The following is a 22007-nucleotide window of genomic DNA, read 5'->3' on the forward strand; positions in this document are numbered from 1 at the left end:
GCCCCGTTGTTCGCGAGGCGGCTTCGATGAGATGCGAAGTGGTTACTGGGCGCCGTGCTCGGATTGAGCGGGGCGCGCCTGCCTCGTCTGCTGCTGGGATGCCGCCTGCTGCGGCTGCTGCGTTCGCGCACCGCGCTGCTGCGGGGCGCGACGCGTGCGGGGGCCGCCAGCCACGGGCGTGGCGCAGTACGGGCACACGGTCCAGGTGGGATCGAGGGCGTGGTTGCAGGTGCCGCAGAGGTTCTTGAGGCGCTGGTGGCAGTTCGGGCACAGCACGAAGTCGGCCTCCACCGGATAGCCGCAGTTCGCGCACTCACCGTACTTCATGAGCTCGCGCTGTTTGAGCGCGATCTCCAGCTCCTGCTCGTCGCGGTCGATCTGCAGCAGCGGCGGGCGCAGCAGGCAGTATGCGATGATGCCGAGCAGCGGAATGAGCGCCACGATGGCCCACACGTACCAGTAGGAACCGCGCAGGTACGCGTCGCGAACCACCCAGATGATGGACAGCACGTACAGGATGACCAGCAGCACCACAACCACGGTGAACGCGGCTTGCAGTTCAGGAGTCCACAGCTGGGACAGCAGTTCGCTCATTTCAACCTCGTTTTCTTGTATATTCAGCGACTGGTGTGCAGGTATGGAAAACGCACGATACATGCACACGATCAGTCATTATAGCAAAGATGACGAAGAACGAGCAGACGTGCAGGTAATTTCCGCAAGCCGTTGAATTTGAGGTTGATGAAGGGACGAAATGCGACGCTTGCGTCAATGACGCACGGTTCGGATATCCTGCTTGGAGTACACCGTCACATTAGGCGGAACGTCATGCGACACAATCGTCCCTGCACCCACGATAGCGTTGTCCCCAATCGTGACCCCCTTCAACACGACGACGTTCGCACCGAGCCAGACGTTGCTGCCGATGGTCACCGGCTTCGTTTCCATTCCTTGTTTCTTGTAAGCGATATCGGAGCGGTCATGGCCGTGATCGAAATCGAACACCTGCACGTTCGGCCCGAAAAGACAGTCGTCTCCAATCTCAATATGCTCATGAGCGATTATCTTGCAGCCGTAATTGAAGAACGCACCTCTCCCAAGATGCATTCGCCCATGTGGACCAAGCCGGCAGAAAAACGGATTGCGAAAACTGATCGGACCCCCGACGTCGAGTCTCGAGCCGTAACGACTTCGAAGAAACGCCATCTTCGCCAATCGATACAGTTTGCATACGAGCCTTTCTACGAACTCCATCATGCGCCGCTCCTGTTTTTGAACACACAGACATCGATGCATCTTGAGCACCCGATACACGCTGCGGCATCGACAACCGGGTAGTCGAAGCCCTCTTCATCGGGCTCCAGAACGATGGCGCCCTGCGGGCACGCGAATGCGCAGGCACTGCAGCCGCAGCATTCGCTGCGCCGCGCATACAGCTCCGGCAACCTGCCGCAACGCTTCGCATCCACCGTTTCGAGGTTTCTAAACCGCGTGGACCGATGAGGGTGATAGCCGAAAGACGTATCGAGCCTCGTGCCGTCGCGGTATGCGTATTGGTTGTTGTCCGGCAAGCACCACGACCCCCGAGGATCGACGCTCTTTGCTGAAAACAATCCCATGTGAACTCCGATCTCCTAAAGACGATGCAAGAGCCGTTTGACGCGCGCTCCCGCGAACCGAGCCCGCGTCGGCAGGAACCGAAACCGCTTCATCATGCCGTCGTACCCGTCCGAGCAAAGCGACTCCCATACGAGCTCCCTCGGTTGGGCGCACGATGAAGGACGCGACAGCATCGGATTGCCGGGAAGCGCCTCTTCCAAGGTAGATATGCACGCGTCGATCTCGCAACGCTTCGTGGCGTCAAAGCCCATCGGGGTGTTGGCGAGAACGAGCGAGACCCCCAAATCGTCCGAGAATGCCGCGATCCCCGTGCGCTCGATGCCCCAGTAGTCAGCGATGGTCACATCGGAAGAACGATTCGAGGTCGTGTAGGGGCATGCGTAACAGGAAGGTCGAAGCATTCTGTTTCCGTAAAACAGCCTTTTCCAGGACTCGACCATGCGACTCCCCTGCTGAACGCTTCCATCATCGCACGTCGCAGCCTCACAATGCCTCCATCCGCGATTCTTGGGTCGGTGGTTGTACGCAACCACCTTGCGACCCAACCGTCGCTCGAGAAACCGGAGATGCGCGGCGAACAGGCCGGGGGAAGGCACGCCATGGCAGATAAGGTCAGCAGTCAACAGCCCCCCCCCCCCATCTCGCCGCACGCGTGGCGCACGGCGTCAACCTGGCAAGGCGTGCCCGTGAAAAGGACCGGCCGACTCGAGGAGAGATCAGCGCTCACCAGGGCAATCGTCGAACCCATATCGCTCTGGGAATACTTCGACCCCATGCATCGTTCGCATTCCTCCAGCGTCTCGCACCGAACATGACGGGCTTTGAGATCGTCGTCGAACGAGCATCCGTAGACAACGCCTCCTTGACCAATCATGTAATCGGCGAGCGCATAGAACATACCTCCCGACGAGCTTTTCGCCCGCACTTCGTCTGAACGATGTTTCGCCGCGAACACCAGCGGAAAATCCTCGTCTCGCACATGATCAAGATCGATACTCGCATCCATTCCTACGCCCTCCTCTCCTTCGAACCCCTTTCGCCCGCCCCTGCTCCGAAGAACAGGAAGCACCGCATCCTTAAGCGACCGTCTCGCCCCAAGGACGCCAACGCTCTCGCAAGCCGCGCCAAACCCATCCTCCACCAGCGCTTCCCAAAACCCATCATGCAAACGGGATGCTTGAGGCGGGTGGCAGAGCATAGGCTGTTCTGGGTTCGCACAAAGGGAGGGCGAGCTGTCCACAAGATTCAACGAATGCGAAGCCCCCTTTAGGAAGCGAAGACCGTTCGCGGTGTTCGCGAAAAGGCAAGACACGCCTCTATCGTCAGCGATGCCCGGATGAGCTCTTTCGACCCCCCAATAATCGCCCATCGACAGATCGCCGGGACGAACGACCGAGTGGTACGCGCATTCCAAGCAGCTCGGTCGCAGCATCATCTTGTTCCAGACGCGCTTCCAGGCTCTTGTTCGCACGGTCGCCTCCTCGAACGACCCATCGTCGTACACCGCCCGTTCCTCGTATAGACCCCAAGGGGTGTGCCCGCGATGTCGGTATCCGACAACGTGCTTCCCTGTGCATGCCTCGAGCCATTCCACATAGGAACGAAAGCCCTTCGGCGACGGAACGCCTAAACAAACCAGATCGCAGGTGATCAAACCGTTCGCCTTATCGCTCATAGCATCTTCCTCAGTCTTGTCATCAAGCTTTTGAATTGCTCCCGCTCCGCGAGCCAGCAGCACGAGATGCAAGCCAGCAACCCCCACGCCAGCATGGCCGCAGCCGCTATCAGCCAATCGGCCCAACTACCGCCAGAGTACCCAACCGCTATGAACGGCACGGCTATCAACGCGCATTCCACGACGCTCACGAGCATGCGCTTTGCCGTATCGCGTATCGGGGTTTTCGTCAACACCTTGGGTATGAACACCAGCAGATCCAGGTCACGATACAGATTCGATAGGCAGCACCCGACCAGTATTCCCGGCATCCCGGCGACCAGACCTCCGACAACCGAACCGCTCAGCAATATGAGCGTCTGGATGGTCGTTTGCATGCGCGTCTCTCGATACATCCCCGAAGCAACGACGAGCAATCCTTGGGGGGTTTTGAGATGGTAGAGAAACACGTTCAGAACCGCGAGAAACCCGACAGCGGGATAGACGTAGTTCAATTCCGTGATTCCCGAGGTATAAAGTCCAACAAAAGGGTTGATCAACGCGAGAGCGACGCCGCATATGAGGGCGTTGCATGTGTACGATATGGTTTGCAGCTCTTTGAACGTACGCTGAAGCGTCTCCGTCTGCCCCCGGGCGATCACGTCGCCGAACGAGGCCTGCGTACCGTTGATGAACGACATGCACACGCTTTGAATCCCATTCGCCACCAGAAGATAAATCGAAAACACGCTGACAAGGGCAAGGTCTTGCAGCACGAAGGTCGCAACGATAACCGGAGCCCCGCTTTGAACCGCACCGAGCACTTGCAGGTAAAACGCATTCCATCTTTGGTCAAGCTGGTACCCCTTGTCGTCGGCAAAGAAATCCACCTGTTTGAATTTCGATTTGGCGTACAGGGACAAGATCACCGAGCGAATAATCACCGGAGCAATGGCCGCGATGTACACGATTTCCACCGAGAAGCCAAGAAAAGCAAGCACCGCTATCACGCACGCATAGAGCACCTTGTACAGAATAGTGGCTATCTGAATAACCCAGTTGCGCTGCGAGGCGGTGAGCAACACGCGATATTTCGCCAAGGTGAAAAAATCAAGTACTCCCATCGAGCCCAACGAAACCACCAGCAAGACAACTTGGATGTTGCCCATGGAGCCACAGTCGACGAAAACGGGATACACGAAAGCGAGCACCGCGATAAGGGCCACGAATATCCAGCCTGATCGATAGTAGAACCGCTTCGCCGCCGAAACGACAACGCTCACGGCTCCGTAGTCCTTGGATGCAAGCGGCTTGTACAGCGCGAACACGGCAGCGCCCGATATGCCCGCCTCTACCAGGCTTATATACGATACGAACTGCGTCAACGAAGTGACCAGACCGTTCACGTCCGAGCCGTAGCAAGAAATCACCACGCGGGGCACGATAAAGGCGACGAGGATGTTCACCATCTGCAGGGCAAACGACCAAAAGGCATTGCCGAAGAACGACTTCGAACGACTCAGCACGGCTCACTCCGTCCCGCATGCCCCGAGCACCGCCTGCGATACACCCATAACGACATGGCACACGCCACCAGATAGGGAATGTACACCTGCATATCGTATAAGGGGTTGCCGGTCAGGCAGTACATGATAAAGAACGCCTGTATGGCCAACGATCCCGACAACGCCCCTTCGATAGACGCGTCCGAAGCATGGCCGCGAAACGCCTCCCTGTCTTTCGCAAGTTTCATGCTCGCGGCAAACAGCCCCACCGCAGACGCCAGCAGCAGACCGAGGCCAACAACGCCCTCTTCGGCAAGCACCTGCAGGTACACGTTGTGCGCATTCATCGTCTCGAATCCGCGCGCCAAAAACGACCAGCTCAGCAAGCTCGCGTTGAATGCTTGGGTGTAAGAGCCCCACCCGTTGCCCAAAAGCAGGTCATCACCCCACATGGACATGCAGAGCTCGTAAAACGGGGTTCGCCCGTTCATGGTGTCGTCTTCCATCGCGTCGGAAAACCGATCGAATACGAACATCACATCGGGCGCGATAAAGGAAACGGCGAACAAGGCGAGAACGCCGGCGGCACCCACCACGGCAAGCTTCCCGATTCCCCCCGTACCGCGCATCGCCACGAAGGAAACCGCTATCGACACGATACCGAACGCCAAATGCGCGCGTTTCGCCGTGAGCAGCAGCGCGAACAGAATCAAGACGAGCAGGGCAAGGTAAGGCGCCTTTTTCTTATGTTCCATTGTGAGGGCATACGAAGCCAACGCCCCGAGGGCAAGATAGATTCCGTTCGTCGAGTAGTGAGCCGTGAACCCTGACCGATAGCCACGACCGGTGATGGTCAGCCTATCGCTAAAAAACTGCGGGTAGATAAATCGATCGTACAGGTCGGGAACCATCCAGGTCGCAATCGTGACAAGCGCGTGAAATGCGGAAAACGCCGCTATCAGAACGAGCGCCGTGCGAATCCATCCGGCGTGCGGCAGCGAGACCAAAAGCACGACCGCTACGAGGGACATGCCGAACAAAGCGAACCAGGCCAACCCGCTTCCCGTGACGATATCCACGTTCTTGTTCAGCACCGCCAGAACGAAGAACCCAATGAAGGCAATAAGGGGCTTCGGGATCGACAGCCTGCATCTCCCCCGCGCAACCTGGAAGGTCAAGCACGCGACGGCAAGGCAGATCGATAGGCACTGCACGGCCGTCGACTTCAGCAAGGTCTGACAGAAAAACGGCGGGGCCAGCAGCAGAACCAACGCCAGGGTAACCGGCGCGTCACGTTGGGTTTCTGCTGTCACGAGCGAAGCATCCTTCTCAAGAAATCGAGAGATGCGCGCCGGTATTCCTCAAGACGGCCCGTCACGCGTTCGTAGTCGATGGGACCCGCAAGCGCATCCCCTGAAGACACTTGGCGGCTGCGCAGGTCGAACGCGTCAAGAAGATCCTCCAGCCTGCTTTCTCTCGTCTTCAGCGCATCACTGCATTGCGCGCTCCTAAACCAGTAGAACTGCTTCTCCAACAAGATAGAGAAGCAGCTTCCGTGAAACGAATTCGTGATGATCAAACTTGCCTGCTTGATCCAGCCGAGAAATTCTTCAGGACCCGCATCCCGCACGTTCGTGACGCCGCTCAGCGCGAACGCGCCGTTATGAAGCACGACCACGTCAACGCCTAGCTGGTCGGCGATGCGCCGCGTCCATTGCAGGCAATCCGCATCCACTCGCCCCAGTCCGAATACCAGAAGATACGGCCTAGCATGCCGCGGGTCAATCGCCATGCGCTCCCACTCTTCCTTCGACAACAGCATGACCGGATCGCACACAACGCACGGATCCACGTCTGCTGCGCTTCGAAGGTACGTGGCCGCACCTTGCTCTCGGACGCTCACAAAGGAAAAATCCCGAACAAGACGAGTTCCGACAGACCGAAACGACTCGGGCCAGCTTTTGACCCCCAAACTGGCGGCATAGGATGCCTTTCGTTCCGGATCGTCGATAAAATCGAGAAAGTACGAGGTATCGCCATCGGTGATCGCAGGATTCCAAACTTGATCGCTCCCCACAATGACCAAGCGGAACCGATCGCAATACGCGCGGAGCTCGTTCTTTCGAACAGGTTCCGTCAGAACGAGACGATTTGCCCTGAAATCGGCAAATTTCGCATGCTTAACGTTGCGAAAGCGGGACCGCGCATACCAGCCTATTTTAGACTTGATTCCCTTGCCCGCAGAGTAATGAGACGCTTGTATCGCGTCACACGAATAGTTCAACAACACTGTTTCAACGCCTGTTTTCAGCACTGCTTGCTGCAACGCATATGACTGCAATACGGCACCGTAGTTAACCGCTTCGTGGAACGTCAGTGTTGCCACGACGCCCCGATTTGCCAGATGTTCTGTCACTATGGCTCCTGCTCCATCCTCGGCTTATCGCTCAAAAGAAGACTTATTTGGGAACACTCCGTCGAAAGCAGCCACAAGCGCCTCCCGCTCCGAAAGAAAAGTCTCGGCTGTCGCGACGTCGTTTATGCATACGACGGAGTACTGACCGCCGAAAACCTGCGCAAGCATATCGGCATCAATGGACTGCTTGAAATAGCGCCTGCCGCGTAGATCGCTCGGCGCAAACGAGCCCGAGACCAACTGCCAATCGCGGATAAGCCAGGGCGTCACATTCTCGTACGCGCGGAATTTCGTCAAGCATGTCGCGTCGAGCTCGTCATATTCCTCTTTCCACAACGTCTCGAACGTACTCTTGAGGAAGGTCTGAACCGTATGCTGCTCGATGAATCCGGTGAACCTCGGCCACGGCAGAAGGCAGAGCGTCCTCAGCATCTTTGCACCGTATTTCGGATTGAACCATTTGAAGAAGTGATCCCGCAGCACCTTGTTTTTCCGGAAATGACGGTTGATTACAGCAACGTTGTTCACCTCCATCAGCAACTTGTTGTGCCGATCGCGAGAAGGGGCGTTCAAGGCGGCGAAGTCGCACGGGAGGCCTCGTTTGAACAGGTCGCTCTTCGCAAGAGGGCGCAGCGCGTACACATCGTCGTTAAAGTACACGAAGTGCTCGGCAAGCTCCGGAATACGATGGAAATTGAGCTCTATCGTATGGGAGTTGAACGTGGGGAGATACCGACTCGGGATGAAATCCTCATGTCGTACGATACGCAGGTGCGGATTGCGTTCGTCCAGCCAGGACGGAACATGCCCGTACGTGACAAAATGCACGTAGCGCACCCAGGGCATGTTCTGCTCGATCCCCCTGAACCAGTAGCGCAGCGTATTCCAATCGCGGAACCGGATGGCTCCTTTCGCCCAATCATCTGCAATCGACGAATCGCTCCGCTCGTAGCGAGCGCGCTCCGCCGCCCAACCCTCATCCGATCCGTCAACCCAGGTAACGACAACGTCAACGGGAAAATCTTCGACGGGACTCACTTCTTGCTCCCCTTTGACATGTCCGTTTTTATCTGCGTCGTGGATATCTCAGGCGTTCGAGGAAGATAGACTACGTCCACGCCTTCCTCTTTCAGGAAATCGAACCGTCCCGCCCAATCGTCCCCCATGGCGAACACATCGACGTCGTAGGCATGCATGTCGCGGCGCTTCTGGTCCCAGCTCGACTCCGGCACCACTTCGTCGACGTATCCGACCGCTTCAACCATGGTTTTGCGCTGTTCGTAGCTGAAATAACAGCGTTTCTTCTTCTCGTTCCAGTTGAACTCATCGGTCGATATCGCCACGATCAAGCGGTCGCCCAGCGCACGAGCACGACGGAGCAAGTTGATATGGCCGTAATGCAGGAGATCGAACGTTCCGTACGTCATCACCGTTCTCTGCTTGCGCACGTACGCCTCGCAGGTAAGCCTGCGCGTCATGAGCGCTCCAACCACGCTCTGAGGACGCGCGCATCCGCTGACGACCGCTTGCACGGCATCGACGATCGGCATGTCCACACCGTAGCGTGCGGACAGCTGCACAGCGGCAGGAAGCGCGTTCAAGCCTTCGACGACCATGCCCACCTCGGCGACCGCCTCCTCGACGGACATGCCGCCGGCAATGAGAAAACCGGCCCGGTGATTCCTGCTATGCACGCTCGAAGCGGTAACCACCAGATCCCCCACCCCGGCCAGGCCGCTAGAGGTCTCTGCGCGGCACCCCGCCGCGACGCCGAGGCGGGTCATCTCGGCGATGCCCCGCGCAATGAGCGCAGCACGCGAGTTGTCCCCGTACCCCAAACCCGCAGCCATGCCGGATGCCAGCGCAACCACGTTCTTGAGCGCCCCGCAAAGCTCGACCCCTTTGACATCCGAACCGGTATAGACGCGAAAGACCTCGTTGGAAAATGCCTTTTGCACGCGAAGCGCAGCTGCGCGATGGGCGCTCGCCGCGACGATAGCCGACGGCATGTCGTGCGCAACCTCCTCGGCGTGCGTAGGGCCGGAGAAGGCGACAAGCGCATTGCACGGAGAGCCCGCCTTCTTCAATTCATCCTCGATCACCGCGGTCATAGAGAAGAGGGTATCCGACTCTATTCCCTTCGTCGCGCAGACGATGATCTGGGAGGGATCCGCCACGCGGGCAATCGTCCTCGCGACGTCGCGAACGTATTGGGACGCCGTCGCGCACACGATGATCGTCGCCTCTTTGCAGGCGCGCTCGAGATCGTCCGCGAATCGCACGCTCTCGGGTATGCGCACACCGGAAAGCTGAGGCAGCGACCGTTCGCGATCCAACTGCATCGATTTCTTCGCGCTTTCGGACCACACCTCAACCCGATGTCCCTGGAGAGCCATCAGCCGAGCAAGCGCGATGCCCCAGGTTCCGCTTCCTATCATGCAGATGCGCTCCACGCATCCCTTTTCATGAGCTAGGTTATCCGACAACACTCACTCCATCCTCTTCGTCGCCGTCGCCACCGAACACCGGATGCTTGACCACTTGCACGTTATGGACGGCCCGATGCCCTTCCGAAGGGGGAACCATGTACTCACCGTACGTTGCAGAAAGCACCGAATCGTAGTCGCGCGGCCCTTTGAGCACCGCAGATTCGAATTCGTATTCGACAAGATCCTCAAGAGAAGCTCGAGGCCACGTTTGACGTTCTCCGGAGTACGTTCCCACGCCGCAGAAGCACGCCTCGCCCTCAGTGCATCGGTAGCGCCTGAGAGCAACGTCGTATTTCTCCAATCGCTCACCAATATCCATCCAACTCCCGAAATGAGTGATCGAGCAGAATTCGATGATGGCCTGCTGCCACCACGAGCGCCCGGGCCTTGATCGGTTGACCGTCTCCTCGAAAGAAGCGAAGGCGCACATCGCCTTATGCCACAGGATGCGAAGATACTGAAGACCGCGACCGAAACGTCCGTCGGGAATGCCGTCGAGGACGAAAATGTCCAGCCAGATGGCAAGATCGTTCCGCTCGCCATACGAATCGAGTCGCATGAGGGTGCGGTTGTCCACGATTCGCGTCACATAGCGTCGCGTATTTCCCAACGAAAAGTGCTGAATCTCGTAATAATCGGGCAATTCGTCAGGAGCGATTCGAAGGAAGCGATCAAGGTCATCGCGAAACATGAGCACATCGATATCGTCGTCCCACGGTATGAACCCTTTGTGCCGCACCGCCCCGATCAGCGATCCGAAAGCAAGGCTGTAGCGCAGATCGTGCTTGCGGCATATCGCGTCAAGGCAGACGGCCATCTCCAACACCGTTTCCTGCACAATGGCCAAAGCGTCGTCCTCACGCACCCGCTCGAACGCGGGAGAATTTCGTTCCCCGGACAAGGCTACCTTCCCGTCTTCTCGGTAATCGATTTGAAGGTGCCGATGAAGATGGCCGCATCCAACTTCAAACTCGCATGTCGTACGTAGTACAGCTCCGCTTCCTGACGACTGCCATCGTCCCAAACGGCGTCATTTCGATCCGTTATCTGCCACCACCCCGTGATTCCCTGCGGACACGACAACGCGAGCATCTTGTCTTCCCCGTACCACGCAATTTCTTCCATTGAGACAGGACGGGGTCCGATGATGCTCATATGACCCAGCAGCACGTTGATGAATTGGGGGATCTCGTCAAGGCTGGTCTTGCGCAGGAACGCTCCCACCTTCGTGATACGGGGATCGTTCTCGACCTTGCGCTCTTTGCGCCATTGCTCTAACTGTTTGCCGTCGAGATATTTTTCGACATCGTCGCTATCGCCCACCATGGTGCGAAGCTTCAATATGTTGAGCGTCCGACCGTACTGTCCGACGCGCTTCTGCACGTACACCGGATTTGCGTGGGCGGAGACCGCTGCTGCTGCCAGAACAATCAGGACAAGAGGCCAGAGCAGCACGAGAAAGGCCACGACCACCAGGCTCACCGCGACATCGACCAAGCGCTTGACGCATCGATACCCCACTGATCGCGCGTCCGTCTCACGACACGCTTGTTCGAATTCGACGCTGCCCACCTCGAACTCATGCTTTTTGGCGAACGCTACGTGCTGCTCTGCACCGGAAAGAGCGGCTCCATCTGCGGCGAATCCTACTTCGTCCGGGTCAACCGAGCATTCATCCGAAAGCGTAGCGCCATCCATGGCGAAAGCCATGCGGTCAGCACCCCCCCCCCGTCGGGCGATGCGGCCTCATGCGGACTTCCTCACGATTTCCAGGCCGACGCTGGCGGGGACGGTGCGGCCGAACAGGCTCACGTCGATGTAGGCGCGCCGCTTGTGCCGGTCGATTTTACGGATGTCGCCCTCGAAGCCCATGAGCGGGCCGCGCGTGACGGTGATCTTGTCGCCAGCGATGTACCCCTCGCTCATGCGCACGGTATGGGTGCCGTCCATGAACGACAGGAACCAGTCGCGCTCCTTGCCCGTGAGCGGGAAGAACGAGTTCTCCTCGTTGCCGAGCAGGCGGATAGGCATGGGAACACGGGCGAGCTCCCGATGGAGCGCCTCGGGATCGTCGGTCACGAAGAACAAGTACCCTGGGAACAGCAGCCGCTTCACCAGGCGCCATTCTCCGCGGATCTTCCACATGACCTCGTATTCGGGCATGAAGCAGTCCTCCATGACGGAAGGGGGTACCAAACGGCGGCACATTTCGAGCGTCGAGGACTCACGACCAGCTTGCACTTGCGCCACGTACCACATGTCTGCTCCTTTCCCCTCGCATGCGCCGACCGCTCCGTCAAAAGAAAAGAGGATGAATAGCTGCGCCTCGCCGTCGCTATAAGCAACGACCGCTCCTACCGAGCTGTTGCGCATCTATTCATCCTCTTGTCGATCGACGGAACGCGCTTCGCGACGATTTCGTCTTCTCAAGATATGTAGCGAGCCTCAAGGCTCACCTGAATGTTGCATAGATACAACATTCAGGTTGTAAGAAAAAGGCGACGAGCGCCTTTCCCTCTTTCAACGATTGTGCAATGTTGTATATAGTCCGTTGTTATATACACAACACACACGATACGCTGCGACGATGCGAAACACACTTCAAACAAAAGTCGGTCTGCGTATCAAGGACCTGCGCGCCTCCCACGACGTCAGCCAAGAGCGGTTCGCCAACAAAATCGGCATGGACCGCACTTATCTTGCCTCCATCGAGGTCGGGCAGCGCAACGTCACCTTGCAGAACCTTGCGAAGATCGCGAACGGATTCGACATGACGCTGTCCGAGTTTTTCGAGGGAATCCCCCGCATCGACCCGAACGCCTGACCCTTCCATCCAACGGTTTGCCCGTCGCGCATTTGATTATACCTATATGTTGTATAAAAGCAACAATGCCGTAACGAAAGCCACGAAAAATGGAACGAGCGGAAGCGCTCGGGAAGCCTTCCGGCAACCTAAGAAGCGTCGCTCGTTACAAGATCGCGTTTACGAGAAAAGAGGGTGATCAGTGCCCAGGCCTTGAAGATCGAGGGAGACTTCGGGGGGGGGTATGGCCTTGACCTCGAGGGAACGATGCCGTGCTGACCAGAAGGTTGTCTCTGGTTGCCGCCGAAGCGGCGATTTCCAGGAATTCGATGCCCGATAAGAGGAGAAGCCGTCCTTTGGTTTAATCGTCCTGCGCATCCGAAGGATGCGCGGGGGCATAAGTCAAGGACGATTGCGAAATATCTGCACTAGCGAAAGCGCGCCGGATCCTCGTTGAGCATTGTCCAGGTCTCACGCAGGCTATTGACGAACAGCATGGTCTTTCCGAGGGGCAGATCCTCGTCCACGCCGCGCAGCATGTCCACGACGAAGCGCATGAGGCAGTCGAGCTCCACCTTCTTCTCGTCGACGATGGACTTCGCCATGGTGTAGACGAACATGTTCTCCACGTTGCTCGCTAGAACGTCCCGCGACGAGAGCATGTACTTGTAGGCGATTATGTCCACGCGCACGATGGAGCAGTCCTCCGGGTACACGAACACCAAGCTCTTCTCCTTCTCGCCGATGGACGCGTCCCCCATCAGGCCGGACAGCCTCTGCTTGACGAGCTTCTGAATAATCGCTTTTATCTTCGGGCTGCCCTTGAAATACTCGCCGATCTCTTCAGCTACAGCATCGTCGCATTGCTGCGAGACGTTCACATGCTGTCCGCTGTGGTACTCGATGGCCCTACCGCCCACGATCTCGAGCTCTCCCAACTCCTCCGGGTCGCTCAACATGCGCTTGAGCCGGTTCTCGAAGATCTCCGACTTCGCGCTGGCCATCTTCTGGAAGAAGCCGAGCTGCTCCTTCAGACGCATCTCCTCCTCGGTCTCGCCGGTGAGATCGTCGATCATCTTGCTGATTTTCGCCATTGCTCGTTTTTCCTATCTCGAAGAATCGTGCGTAATATGCAGGACGCATTGGAACGCAACCTGATCGAAAAAAAACACGGCCTGAACTACCTGCGCATCAGGTCGGATGCGCTTCCGGAAACCGCGCCCTCGTCGAGCAGCTTCCAGCACATCTGCAGGTTCTGGATGAAGGGCATCATCTGCTCAAGGGAAGGATCCTCGTCTGAATCGCCGCGCAGCATGTCCACGACGGCGTGCATGAGGAAGTCGATGCCCACCTTCTTGTGGTCGACGATGGACTTCGCCATAGTGTAGACGAACACGTTCTCCACGTTGTTCGCGAGCACGCCCTTCGACGAGAACGTGTACTTGTAGGCCATCACGTCCACGCGCACGATGGAGTAGTTCTCGGGGAACACGAAGAACATCTTCTCCTCGGTCTCGCCGATGGACGTGTTGCCGATCAGGCCGGAGAGCCCCTGCTTGACGAGCTTCTGGAAGCCCGCCTTGACCCCCTTGCCGCCCTTGAAGAACTCGTCGACCGCGCCAGCTATGGCATCGTCGCATTGCTGCGAGATATTCACATGCTGCCCGCTGTAGTACTCGAAGGCCTTGTCGCCCACGATCTCGAGCGCGCCCACCGCTTCTTTGTTGCTCAGCATGAGCTTGAGCCGGTTCTCGAAGGTCTCCGACTTCGCGCTTGCCATCTTCTGGAGGAAGCTGAGTTGCTCCTTCAGACGCATCTCCTCCTCGGTCTTGCCGGTGAGGTCGTCGATCATCTTGCTGATTTTCGCCATAGTCCGTCCTTTCCCACATAAAATTCGCACCCTTGCGCTCATCTTATCGCGTGGAGAGGCGCGGCACAACGCAAGCAGGGCGAAAACCGGGAGAAGGCACCGCCTCCCAAACGCACGGCTCGCACTCTCTCGAAAACGCAGCAGGCCCCGCCTCCAACAGGAGACGGGGCCTGCGACCTGCGGAATGGGCTCGCTTATCCCAATTCCGCCAGCTGCGCCTCCACGCGGGCCAGCTTGTCGGCCATTTCGGCATGCTTGGCGCGATCCTTCTCCACGATCTCGGGCGCGGCCTTCGCCAGGAAGCCCGGGTTCGACAGCTTCTTCTCCAGCTTGCCGGCATCGGCGGCCAGCTTCGCGCGCTCCTTCTCCAAGCGGGCGCGCTCGGCGTCGAAGTCCACGAGGCCCGACAGCACGATGTACACCTCGAGGCCCGGCGCCAGCGACACGCTGGACTCGGCCGGCTTCTCGACGTCAGCGGCGATCTCGAGCGACGCCGTAGCGCCCATGCCCTCGATCAGCCCGCGCTGCGCCTCGAGCAGCGTCGCGTCGGCCTCCCCCGCCTTCACGACCACGTTGAGCTCGGTCTTCGGCGAGATACCGTAGCGGGCGCGCGTCGAGCGGATGGCCGACACCGTCTCGCACACCATGTCGATGGCGCGCTCGGCGTCCGCGTCGGCGTAGCGCGCCAGCGCCTCGGCGTCGGGCCAGGCGGCCACGATGAGGTACGGCGCTTCCGCGCGGTCGATGGGCAGCTGCTGGTAGATCTCCTCCGTCACGAAGGGCATGATGGGATGCAGCAGGCGCAGCGCATGGTCGAGCACGAACACGAGGTTGCGCTGGCAGGACCGGCGATCCTCCGGCGAGCCGTTCAGGCGGGCCTTCGAGAACTCGATGTACCAGTCGCAGAACTCGTTCCACACGAACGAGTACAGCTCGCGCGTGATCTCGCCGAACTCGAAGTTCGCAAACGCCTCGTCCACGCGGGCGACGAGCCCCGCCAAGCGCGAGAAGATCCAGCGGTCGACGGGCCCCGCGGGCTCGGGCGCGCCCGGCTCGTAGTCGTCGAGGTTCATCGTCACGAAGCGCGCCGCGTTGCGGATCTTGTTCGCGAAGTTGCGCGAGCTCTCCAGCTTCGCCTCGTTGAACTTGAGGTCCTGCGCGCCCGTCACCTGCATGAGCAGGCCGAAGCGCATGCCGTCGGCACCGTAGTCCTCCATGAGGCGCAGCGGGTCCACGCCGTTGCCGCGGCTCTTGGACATGGGCTTGCCGTCGGCGGCCATCACCGTCGGGTGGATGATGACGTGCTCGAACGGGATGCGATCGGTGCAGTACATGGACGCCATCACCATGCGCGCCACCCATAGCCCCATGATGTCGCGCGCCGTGGACAGCACCTGCGTGGGATACGCCTGCCTCATCTGCGGCGCGTCCATGCCCTCCTCGGTCCAGCCCATCGTGGCGAACGGCCACAGCTGCGACGAGAACCACGTGTCGAGCACGTCCTCGTCCTGACGCACCGGCGCCCCGCACACCGGACACACCTCGACGTCCTCCACCGACGCGTCTTCCCAGCCGCACGCGTCGCAGTAGAACATGGGGATGCGATGGCCCCACCACAGCTGACGCGAGATGCACCAGTCCTTGAGGTTGGCCAGCCAGTCGAGGTAGACCTGCTTCCAGCGCTCGGGATGGAACTGGATGGAACCGTCCTCCACCACGCGCGCCGCGTTCTGCTTGAGGCCGTCCACGGCCACGAACCACTGCTCCGACTCCCAAGGCTCGAGCTTGGTGTGGCAGCGGTAGCACGTCATGACGGAGTGGTCGTGGTCCTCCACCTTCTCCAGCAGCCCCAGCTCGTCGAACGCGGCCACGACGGCCTCGCGGGCCTCGTCGCGGTCCATGCCGCTGAACGCGCCGAAGCCGTCCACCACGTGCGCCGTCTCGTCGAAGATGTTGATGCGCTCGAGGCCGGCTCTCTCGCCCATGGCCCAGTCGTTCGGGTCGTGCGCGGGCGTGGTCTTCACGCAGCCGGTGCCGAACTCCATGTCCACGTGCCAGTCGGCGAAGATGGGGATCTCGCGGTCGACGAGCGGCAGCTTCACCGTCTTGCCCACGAGATGCTTGAAGCGCTCGTCCTTCGGGTTCACCGCCACGCCCGTGTCGCCGAGCATCGTCTCGGGGCGCGTCGTGGCCACCACGAGGTACTCCAGGCCGTCCTCGGGCTCGGTCAGCGGGTAGCGCAGGTACCACAGATGCCCCGCCTCGTCCACGTACTCGGCCTCGTCGTCGGAGATGGACGTCGTGCAGTGGGGGCACCAGTTCACGATGCGCTTGCCCTTGTAGATGAGATCGTCGCGGTACCAGTCCACGAACAGCTTGCGCACGGCCTTCACGTAGGACGGCTCCAGCGTGAAGTGCTCGTCGTCGTAGTCGCACGAGCAGCCCATGCCCTTGATCTGGTTCACGATGGTGGTGCCGTACTCCTTGTACCAGTCGTAGCACGCCTCGATGAACGCCTCGCGACCGATCTCCAAACGGCTGATGCCCTGGTCGGCCAGCTTCTTGTCCACCTTGGTCTGCGTGGAGATGCCGGCGTGGTCGGTGCCGAGGATCCAGCGCGTGGGACGGCCCTGCATGCGGGCGCGACGGATGCACGTGTCCTGGATGGTGTCGTTGAGGGCGTGGCCCATGTGCAGCACGCCCGTGATGTTCGGCGGCGGAATGACGATGGTGTAGGGCTGCCCCTTGCCCGCGCCCAGCTCGGGCGTGCGCTGGAAGTAGCCTGCGTTCATCCACGCGTCGAACAGCGGGCGCTCGTGCGCCGCGAAGTCGTAGTCGATCTTCTTGCCGCTCTTGTCGTTCGTGTTATCGGCCATGATCTGCTCTTTCGTCCTCAAGTCTCTCAAACCGAAAAGCGGGCGCGCCGCTCATCCGCGATCCGCCCGCTCGTTTACCGTATCCTGCTTCCGCGCTACGCGCTCTGCAGGCTCGCCTCGTCGCCCGCCGCAAGAGCCTCGGGCTCGACGGCCGGCTCGATCTCCGGCTTCGTCTCCCCCGTGATGTCCGTCGCGCGGATGATCACCGACGACGGGCCGTTCTGCTCGGGCAGGTCGTACATCACGTCTTGCAGCACGCGCTCGCAGATGGAGCGCAGGCCGCGGGCGCCCGTGCCGTGCTCGACGGCCTCGTGCGCGATGGCGCGCAGGGCCTCGGGCTCGAACGTGAGCGCGGAGTCCTCGAACTCGAACATCTTCGTGTACTGCTTCACCAGCGCGTTCTTCGGCTCGGTGAGGATGCGCACGAGGTCGTCCTCGGACAGCTCGTTGAGCGACGTCACCACAGGGATGCGGCCCACGAACTCGGGTATCATGCCGTACTTGTTGAGGTCCTCCGGCAGCACCTGGGCCAGAAGCTCGGCCTCGGCGTGCTTCTTGCTCTCCGGCATTTCGGCGTTGAAGCCCAGGCCGCTCTTGCCCACGCGCTCGGCGATGATGTCGGCCAGGCCCACGAACGCGCCGCCCAGGATGAACAGGATGTTCGTGGTGTCGATATGGATGAGCTCCTGCTGCGGATGCTTGCGGCCGCCCTGCGGCGGCACGCTGGCCTCCGTGCCCTCGACGATCTTCAGCAGCGCCTGCTGCACGCCCTCGCCCGACACGTCGCGGGTGATGGACAGGTTCTCGGCCTTGCGGGCCACCTTGTCGATCTCGTCGATGTAGATGATGCCGATCTCGGCGCGTGGGATGTCGAAATCCGCCGCCGTCATGAGCTTGAGCAGGATGTTCTCCACGTCCTCGCCCACGTAGCCGGCCTCGGTCAGGGTCGTGGCGTCCGCGATGGCGAACGGCACGCGCAGCGTGCGGGCCAGCGTCTGGGCCAGCAGCGTCTTGCCCGAGCCCGTGGGGCCCAAGAGCATGATGTTGCTCTTCGCCAGCTCCACGTCGCCGTCCTCGGCGTCCGCGCCCAGGCTGATGCGCTTGTAGTGGTTGTACACCGCCACCGACAGCGCGCGCTTCGCCTGCTCCTGGCCCACCACGTGCTCGGAAAGGTCCGCGTACAGCTCGTGGGGCGTGGGCAGCTCGGCCAGCACGTCCTCCGGCGTCGGGTCGACGACCGACGCCGTCACGGCGCCGTCGCCCACCCGCGCATGGCGGCCTTCTTCGGCATGGGAGAAGCCCTCGGCCGCGTCCGCGTCATGGCCGGGAACGCTCAGCCCCAGGTCGCGCATCATGGCGTCGGCGCACACGGAGATGCACTCGTCGCAGATGTAGATGCCGTTCGGCCCCGAGATCATCGCCGCCACCTGATGCGGCTGCTTGCCGCAAAAGGCGCAGGCGATGTCGGAGTTGCGGCCTTCGAATTCGTCGTCGCGTCTGTCGTTCATGTATCCTGTTCGCTCTTCTACTCGTCGGTGCTCGGCGCAACCGCGCGCGAGGTGGTGATGCGGTCGACCAGGCCGTAGGCAACGGCCTCTTCGGCGGTCATGTAGTTGTCGCGCTCGGTGTCGTTCTGGATGGTCTCGAGCGTCTGGCCCGTGTTGTCCGCGAGGATCTTGTTCAGGCGGTTGCGGGTCTTCAGCATGAAGTCGGCCACGATGGCGATCTCGGTCTGCTGGCCCTGCGCGCCGCCGGACGGCTGGTGGATGAGCACCATGGAGTTCGGCAGGCACAGGCGCTTGCCCTTGGCACCGTTGGAAAGCAGCACGGCGGCCATGGACGCGCACTCGCCCAGGCAGATGGTGGACACGTCGCACTTGATGAAGTCCATCGTGTCGAGGATGGCGAGACCGGCGGTCACCGAGCCACCCGGCGAGTTGATGTACAGGGAGATGTCCTTGTCGGGATCGGCGCTCTCGAGATGGAGCAGCTGCGCCACGACGGAGTTGGCCACGTTGTCGTCGATCTGCTCGCCCAGGAAGATGACGCGATCGTTGAGCAGGCGGGAGTAGATGTCGTAGCTGCGCTCGCCGCGCGGGGACTGCTCGATAACGTAGGGGATCAATGCTGATTTGGGATCAAAACTCATGAGGTTGCCTCGCTTGTCTCTTGCGGCCGCTTCGCGGCTCTGCTTGCGTTCATGCCATAGTGCGATGTATCGCTCTCGCGTGCAAGGCCCGGGTACCGTTTCGTTACCTCGAGCCGTCCAACCGCGCACACGTGCGCAGCCGGACGGCTCGAGCGTTCTCGGTGCTATTCGGCGTCGTCGGCCTTGGCCTCGACGTCCTCGTCCTTCTTCGCAGCCTTCTTCGAAGCGGCCTTCTTGGCCGGCTTCTTCGCGGGCTCGTCGCCCTCGGCCTCGTCCTTCTTGGCGGTCTTCTTGGCGGCAGCCTTCTTGGCCGGCTTCTTCTCCTCGTCCTTTTTCTTCGAGGGATCGAGCTCGGACACGACGGCCTTGTCCATGAGGTCCTTCACGGCCTTCGTGCGCAGCACGCCCTGGCGCACCATGTGCAGCTGGCCGTTCGCGCGCCACTCGGCCTGCAGGGACTCGGGGTCCTCCACGCCGCTCTTTACGAACTCTTGCGTGACGTCCTCGTCGGTGGCCTCCATGCCGAAGTGGCGGGCCCACGCGTCGAGCGCGAGATCCTGCTTGGACATGTCGAGCGCCTGCTGCTTGACGTCCTCCTTGAACTGGTCGGGCGTGATGCCCTGCTGGGCGAGGTACACGTCGAACGTCATGCCCTGGCTCTGCAGCTGCTGGAAGAAGTCCTGGATCAGGCTGGCTTCCGCATCCTCGCGCAGGGCCTCGGGGACCTCGGCTTCCACGCGCTCGGCGAGCGCGTACAGGCAGGCGTTCTCCTTGAGGCGCGGCATCATGTCGGCCTTCTGGCTGGCGATGGACTCGGCGATGCGGGTGCGCAGGTCCTCGACGCTCTCGAAGCCCATCTGCTCCTTGGCCCACTCGTCGGTGACCTCGGGAACGATCTTCTTCTTGACGACCTTGACCTCGACCTCGAAGTTGATCTTCTCGGTCTTGCCCGCCAGCGCCGACAGCATGATCGGCGGGTCGGCCGGCATGTCGAGGGTGAACGTGGCGGTCTGGCCCTTCTTCAAGCCCACGAGCTGCTCGTCGAACTCGGCCGGGAACAGGTTGGCGCCCAGGCCGTAGGGACGGTTCTCCGTCGTCAGCGACGGGATCTCCTCGCCCTTGTCATCGGTGGCCTTCATGGACAGGTCGATGTAGCTGTCGTCCTTCACCTTCGTGGCGGCCGACGCGTCCTCGAACGAGTAGTAATGCTCGCGCAGGGCGTCGATCTGCTCGTCCACCTCGGCGTCGCTCGCGCCCTCGGCGGGCAGCTCGATCTCGACCGGCTCGTAGCTGGAGATCTCGATCTCGGGCTTCACCGTGACGGTGAACGCGAACGTGTACGGCTTGCCAGTCTCGACGAGGTCGGTCTCGTCGAACTCGGGCTTGGCGATGGGGTACAGGTCGCAGTCGTCGATGGCGAGAGGATAGGTTCCGTTGACGACATCGTCGGTCACCGTCGCGCGGACGGCTTCGGCACCAAGTGCGTTGTCGATGATCGGGCGCGGGGCCTTGCCCTTGCGAAACCCGGGGAAGTTGTACTTGTTGGCGAAGTCCTTGTAGGTCTTCTTGATGCGGGCATCGATGTCCGCAGCATCGACGGTAACGGTCACTTTCGTGCGGTTATCTTCCAATGCCTCAACTTTTGTTTCCACGTAACTATCCTCCATCATTCTATGTCGCCTCGCGGCATCGTTCGGTGCGATTGCCTCGGCTGCCTTCATGCGGCGATGCGCGATGACCTGCACTGCGCCAAGCACACCGAGACGGAATTATCGCACATATGAGGCCGCCCGGGAAGTAAAGATGAGGCAGGTTCACGAAGAACCGACGAAACGGGCGGGTTGGAGGCCGTTCGGGTCGCGCGAGCCGTTCGCCCGACCCGTCCTTCTGCTAATATAGGCCTGTTTCGACCCCGTCCGCCAAGGAGACCCCATGTCGCAGGATCGCACCCTCAAAGCCATCAAGACGCGCACGCGCAGCGAGCAGGTGTCGGTGATCTCGCTGCTGTTCCTGCCGCTTTTGGGACTGTGCTGCCTGCTGCTTCCCGAGGCGTCCACGATGGCCCTGCCGTTCGTGCTGGGCGGCATCATGGCGGTTTCCGGCATAGGCGGCATCGTGCATGCGGCGGCCGGCGCAGCGTCGGACGAAGAGACCGACCGCGAGCACGCGATCCTCGGCAAAGCCATCGTGATGAGCGTGCTCGGCATCGTGATCCTCGTGCAGGGGCACGCGTCCATCAGCTTCGTCGGCGTGATGTGGGGTCTTTTGGGCCTGTACAAGGGCGCCGACGAGATCGACGAGGTGGTGCACGCCCTCAGGAACCGGCGCCCCTTCGTGCTGAAGCTCGCGTTCACCGTGTTCGAGATGGTGCTGGCCGTGCTGCTCATCATCAGCCCGTTCGCCAACATCGAGCACCACGTGCTGCTGCTGGGCCTCGAGCTGATAGCCTATCCCTTCCGCATCGAATCGGGCGACTCGGGCAAGCTCACCATCGAGACGGAGGCGTAGGCTCCTCCCCGCGCCGCACGCCGCCCTTCCGCCCTCCGGATCGCTCCGCGCACAGGGCGCGCATCCGTGCGGAATAAAGTTACAAATCGATTTCCCCCTCCCGCAGAATGCCCGGTC

Annotated in this window: 21 protein-coding genes and 1 pseudogene; 2 read left to right on the forward strand and 20 right to left on the reverse strand. The window is 60.5% G+C overall.

Annotation, left to right across the window (positions count from 1 at the left end):
- Positions 1 to 42 precede the first annotated feature (42 nt).
- The 14 genes and pseudogenes from C1A15_RS12055 to loaP all read right to left on the reverse strand — a co-directional run bounded on the left by C1A15_RS12055 (position 43) and on the right by loaP (position 11943).
- Positions 43 to 594 carry a zinc ribbon domain-containing protein gene (locus C1A15_RS12055; RefSeq protein WP_101722801.1) on the reverse strand — a complete coding sequence of 184 codons (552 nt, stop codon included), beginning with the start codon at positions 592 to 594 and terminating at the stop codon, positions 43 to 45.
- Between the two features lie 174 nt (positions 595 to 768).
- The gene (locus tag C1A15_RS12060) at positions 769 to 1257 is read right to left on the reverse strand and encodes a DapH/DapD/GlmU-related protein (RefSeq protein ID WP_180953088.1); all 489 of its coding nucleotides are present in this window, start codon (positions 1255 to 1257) and stop codon (positions 769 to 771) included.
- The gene (locus tag C1A15_RS12065; RefSeq protein ID WP_101722803.1) at positions 1254 to 1619 is read right to left on the reverse strand and encodes an NADH-quinone oxidoreductase subunit I; all 366 of its coding nucleotides are present in this window, start codon (positions 1617 to 1619) and stop codon (positions 1254 to 1256) included. The genes C1A15_RS12060 and C1A15_RS12065 overlap by 4 nt, the downstream gene beginning before the upstream one ends.
- A gap of 15 nt (positions 1620 to 1634) precedes the next feature.
- A complete protein-coding gene (locus tag C1A15_RS12070; RefSeq protein ID WP_101722804.1) occupies positions 1635 to 2270 on the reverse strand; it encodes a Coenzyme F420 hydrogenase/dehydrogenase, beta subunit C-terminal domain in 636 nt (211 codons plus the stop codon).
- The gene (locus C1A15_RS17255) at positions 2240 to 2626 is read right to left on the reverse strand and encodes a coenzyme F420 hydrogenase/dehydrogenase beta subunit N-terminal domain-containing protein (protein ID WP_245865015.1); all 387 of its coding nucleotides are present in this window, start codon (positions 2624 to 2626) and stop codon (positions 2240 to 2242) included. Before C1A15_RS17255 ends, C1A15_RS12070 begins: the two co-directional genes overlap by 31 nt.
- 303 nt (positions 2627 to 2929) lie before the next feature.
- A pseudogene (locus C1A15_RS17425) lies at positions 2930 to 3295 on the reverse strand (Coenzyme F420 hydrogenase/dehydrogenase, beta subunit C-terminal domain); the annotation flags it as partial.
- Positions 3292 to 4800, reverse strand: a complete 1509-nt coding sequence (locus tag C1A15_RS12080) for a polysaccharide biosynthesis protein (protein ID WP_101722806.1) — start codon at positions 4798 to 4800, stop codon at positions 3292 to 3294. The pseudogene C1A15_RS17425 and the gene C1A15_RS12080, both read right to left, overlap by 4 nt.
- A complete protein-coding gene (locus tag C1A15_RS12085; protein WP_101722807.1) occupies positions 4794 to 6092 on the reverse strand; it encodes an O-antigen ligase family protein in 1299 nt (432 codons plus the stop codon). The genes C1A15_RS12080 and C1A15_RS12085 overlap by 7 nt, the downstream gene beginning before the upstream one ends.
- Positions 6089 to 7195: a polysaccharide pyruvyl transferase family protein gene (locus tag C1A15_RS12090; RefSeq protein WP_180953090.1), complete on the reverse strand. Its 1107-nt coding sequence runs from the start codon at positions 7193 to 7195 to the stop codon at positions 6089 to 6091. The genes C1A15_RS12085 and C1A15_RS12090 overlap by 4 nt, the downstream gene beginning before the upstream one ends.
- A gap of 24 nt (positions 7196 to 7219) precedes the next feature.
- A complete protein-coding gene (locus C1A15_RS12095; RefSeq protein ID WP_101722809.1) occupies positions 7220 to 8233 on the reverse strand; it encodes a stealth family protein in 1014 nt (337 codons plus the stop codon).
- The gene (tagD, locus tag C1A15_RS17380) at positions 8230 to 9648 is read right to left on the reverse strand and encodes a glycerol-3-phosphate cytidylyltransferase (RefSeq protein WP_101722810.1); all 1419 of its coding nucleotides are present in this window, start codon (positions 9646 to 9648) and stop codon (positions 8230 to 8232) included. Before tagD ends, C1A15_RS12095 begins: the two co-directional genes overlap by 4 nt.
- Before the next feature lie 22 nt (positions 9649 to 9670).
- A complete protein-coding gene (locus C1A15_RS12105) occupies positions 9671 to 10522 on the reverse strand; it encodes a LicD family protein (RefSeq protein WP_245865095.1) in 852 nt (283 codons plus the stop codon).
- Between the two features lie 65 nt (positions 10523 to 10587).
- The gene (locus C1A15_RS12110; protein ID WP_245865016.1) at positions 10588 to 11394 is read right to left on the reverse strand and encodes a sugar transferase; all 807 of its coding nucleotides are present in this window, start codon (positions 11392 to 11394) and stop codon (positions 10588 to 10590) included.
- A gap of 36 nt (positions 11395 to 11430) precedes the next feature.
- Positions 11431 to 11943 carry an antiterminator LoaP gene (gene loaP / locus C1A15_RS12115; RefSeq protein WP_101722812.1) on the reverse strand — a complete coding sequence of 171 codons (513 nt, stop codon included), beginning with the start codon at positions 11941 to 11943 and terminating at the stop codon, positions 11431 to 11433.
- A gap of 328 nt (positions 11944 to 12271) precedes the next feature.
- On the opposite strand from loaP, the gene C1A15_RS12120 reads away from it, so the two are divergent.
- Positions 12272 to 12508, forward strand: coding sequence for a helix-turn-helix domain-containing protein (locus C1A15_RS12120; RefSeq protein WP_101722813.1), 237 nt, complete (start codon positions 12272 to 12274; stop codon positions 12506 to 12508).
- Between the two features lie 407 nt (positions 12509 to 12915).
- Here C1A15_RS12120 and C1A15_RS12125 read toward each other — a convergent pair whose 3' ends face one another.
- The 6 genes from C1A15_RS12125 to tig all read right to left on the reverse strand — a co-directional run bounded on the left by C1A15_RS12125 (position 12916) and on the right by tig (position 21034).
- Positions 12916 to 13581, reverse strand: a complete 666-nt coding sequence (locus tag C1A15_RS12125; RefSeq protein ID WP_101722814.1) for a hypothetical protein — start codon at positions 13579 to 13581, stop codon at positions 12916 to 12918.
- 86 nt (positions 13582 to 13667) lie between these two features.
- Entirely contained in the window at positions 13668 to 14357 is a 690-nt protein-coding gene (locus C1A15_RS12130; protein WP_101722815.1) for a hypothetical protein, read from the reverse strand.
- 194 nt (positions 14358 to 14551) lie between these two features.
- The gene (locus tag C1A15_RS12135) at positions 14552 to 17233 is read right to left on the reverse strand and encodes a valine--tRNA ligase (protein ID WP_101722816.1); all 2682 of its coding nucleotides are present in this window, start codon (positions 17231 to 17233) and stop codon (positions 14552 to 14554) included.
- Between the two features lie 95 nt (positions 17234 to 17328).
- The gene (clpX, locus tag C1A15_RS12140) at positions 17329 to 18741 is read right to left on the reverse strand and encodes an ATP-dependent Clp protease ATP-binding subunit ClpX (RefSeq protein ID WP_101722817.1); all 1413 of its coding nucleotides are present in this window, start codon (positions 18739 to 18741) and stop codon (positions 17329 to 17331) included.
- Positions 18742 to 18758: 17 nt separating this feature from the next.
- Entirely contained in the window at positions 18759 to 19382 is a 624-nt protein-coding gene (locus C1A15_RS12145; protein ID WP_009304212.1) for an ATP-dependent Clp protease proteolytic subunit, read from the reverse strand.
- Between the two features lie 164 nt (positions 19383 to 19546).
- Positions 19547 to 21034: a trigger factor gene (gene tig / locus C1A15_RS12150; protein WP_245865017.1), complete on the reverse strand. Its 1488-nt coding sequence runs from the start codon at positions 21032 to 21034 to the stop codon at positions 19547 to 19549.
- A gap of 280 nt (positions 21035 to 21314) precedes the next feature.
- Between tig and C1A15_RS12155 the strand changes: the two genes are divergently transcribed.
- Positions 21315 to 21890, forward strand: coding sequence for a DUF308 domain-containing protein (locus C1A15_RS12155; RefSeq protein WP_101722819.1), 576 nt, complete (start codon positions 21315 to 21317; stop codon positions 21888 to 21890).
- Positions 21891 to 22007: the final 117 nt, after the last annotated feature.

Source organism: Eggerthella timonensis (genome assembly GCF_900184265.1).
GTDB classification, from domain to species: domain Bacteria; phylum Actinomycetota; class Coriobacteriia; order Coriobacteriales; family Eggerthellaceae; genus Eggerthella; species Eggerthella timonensis.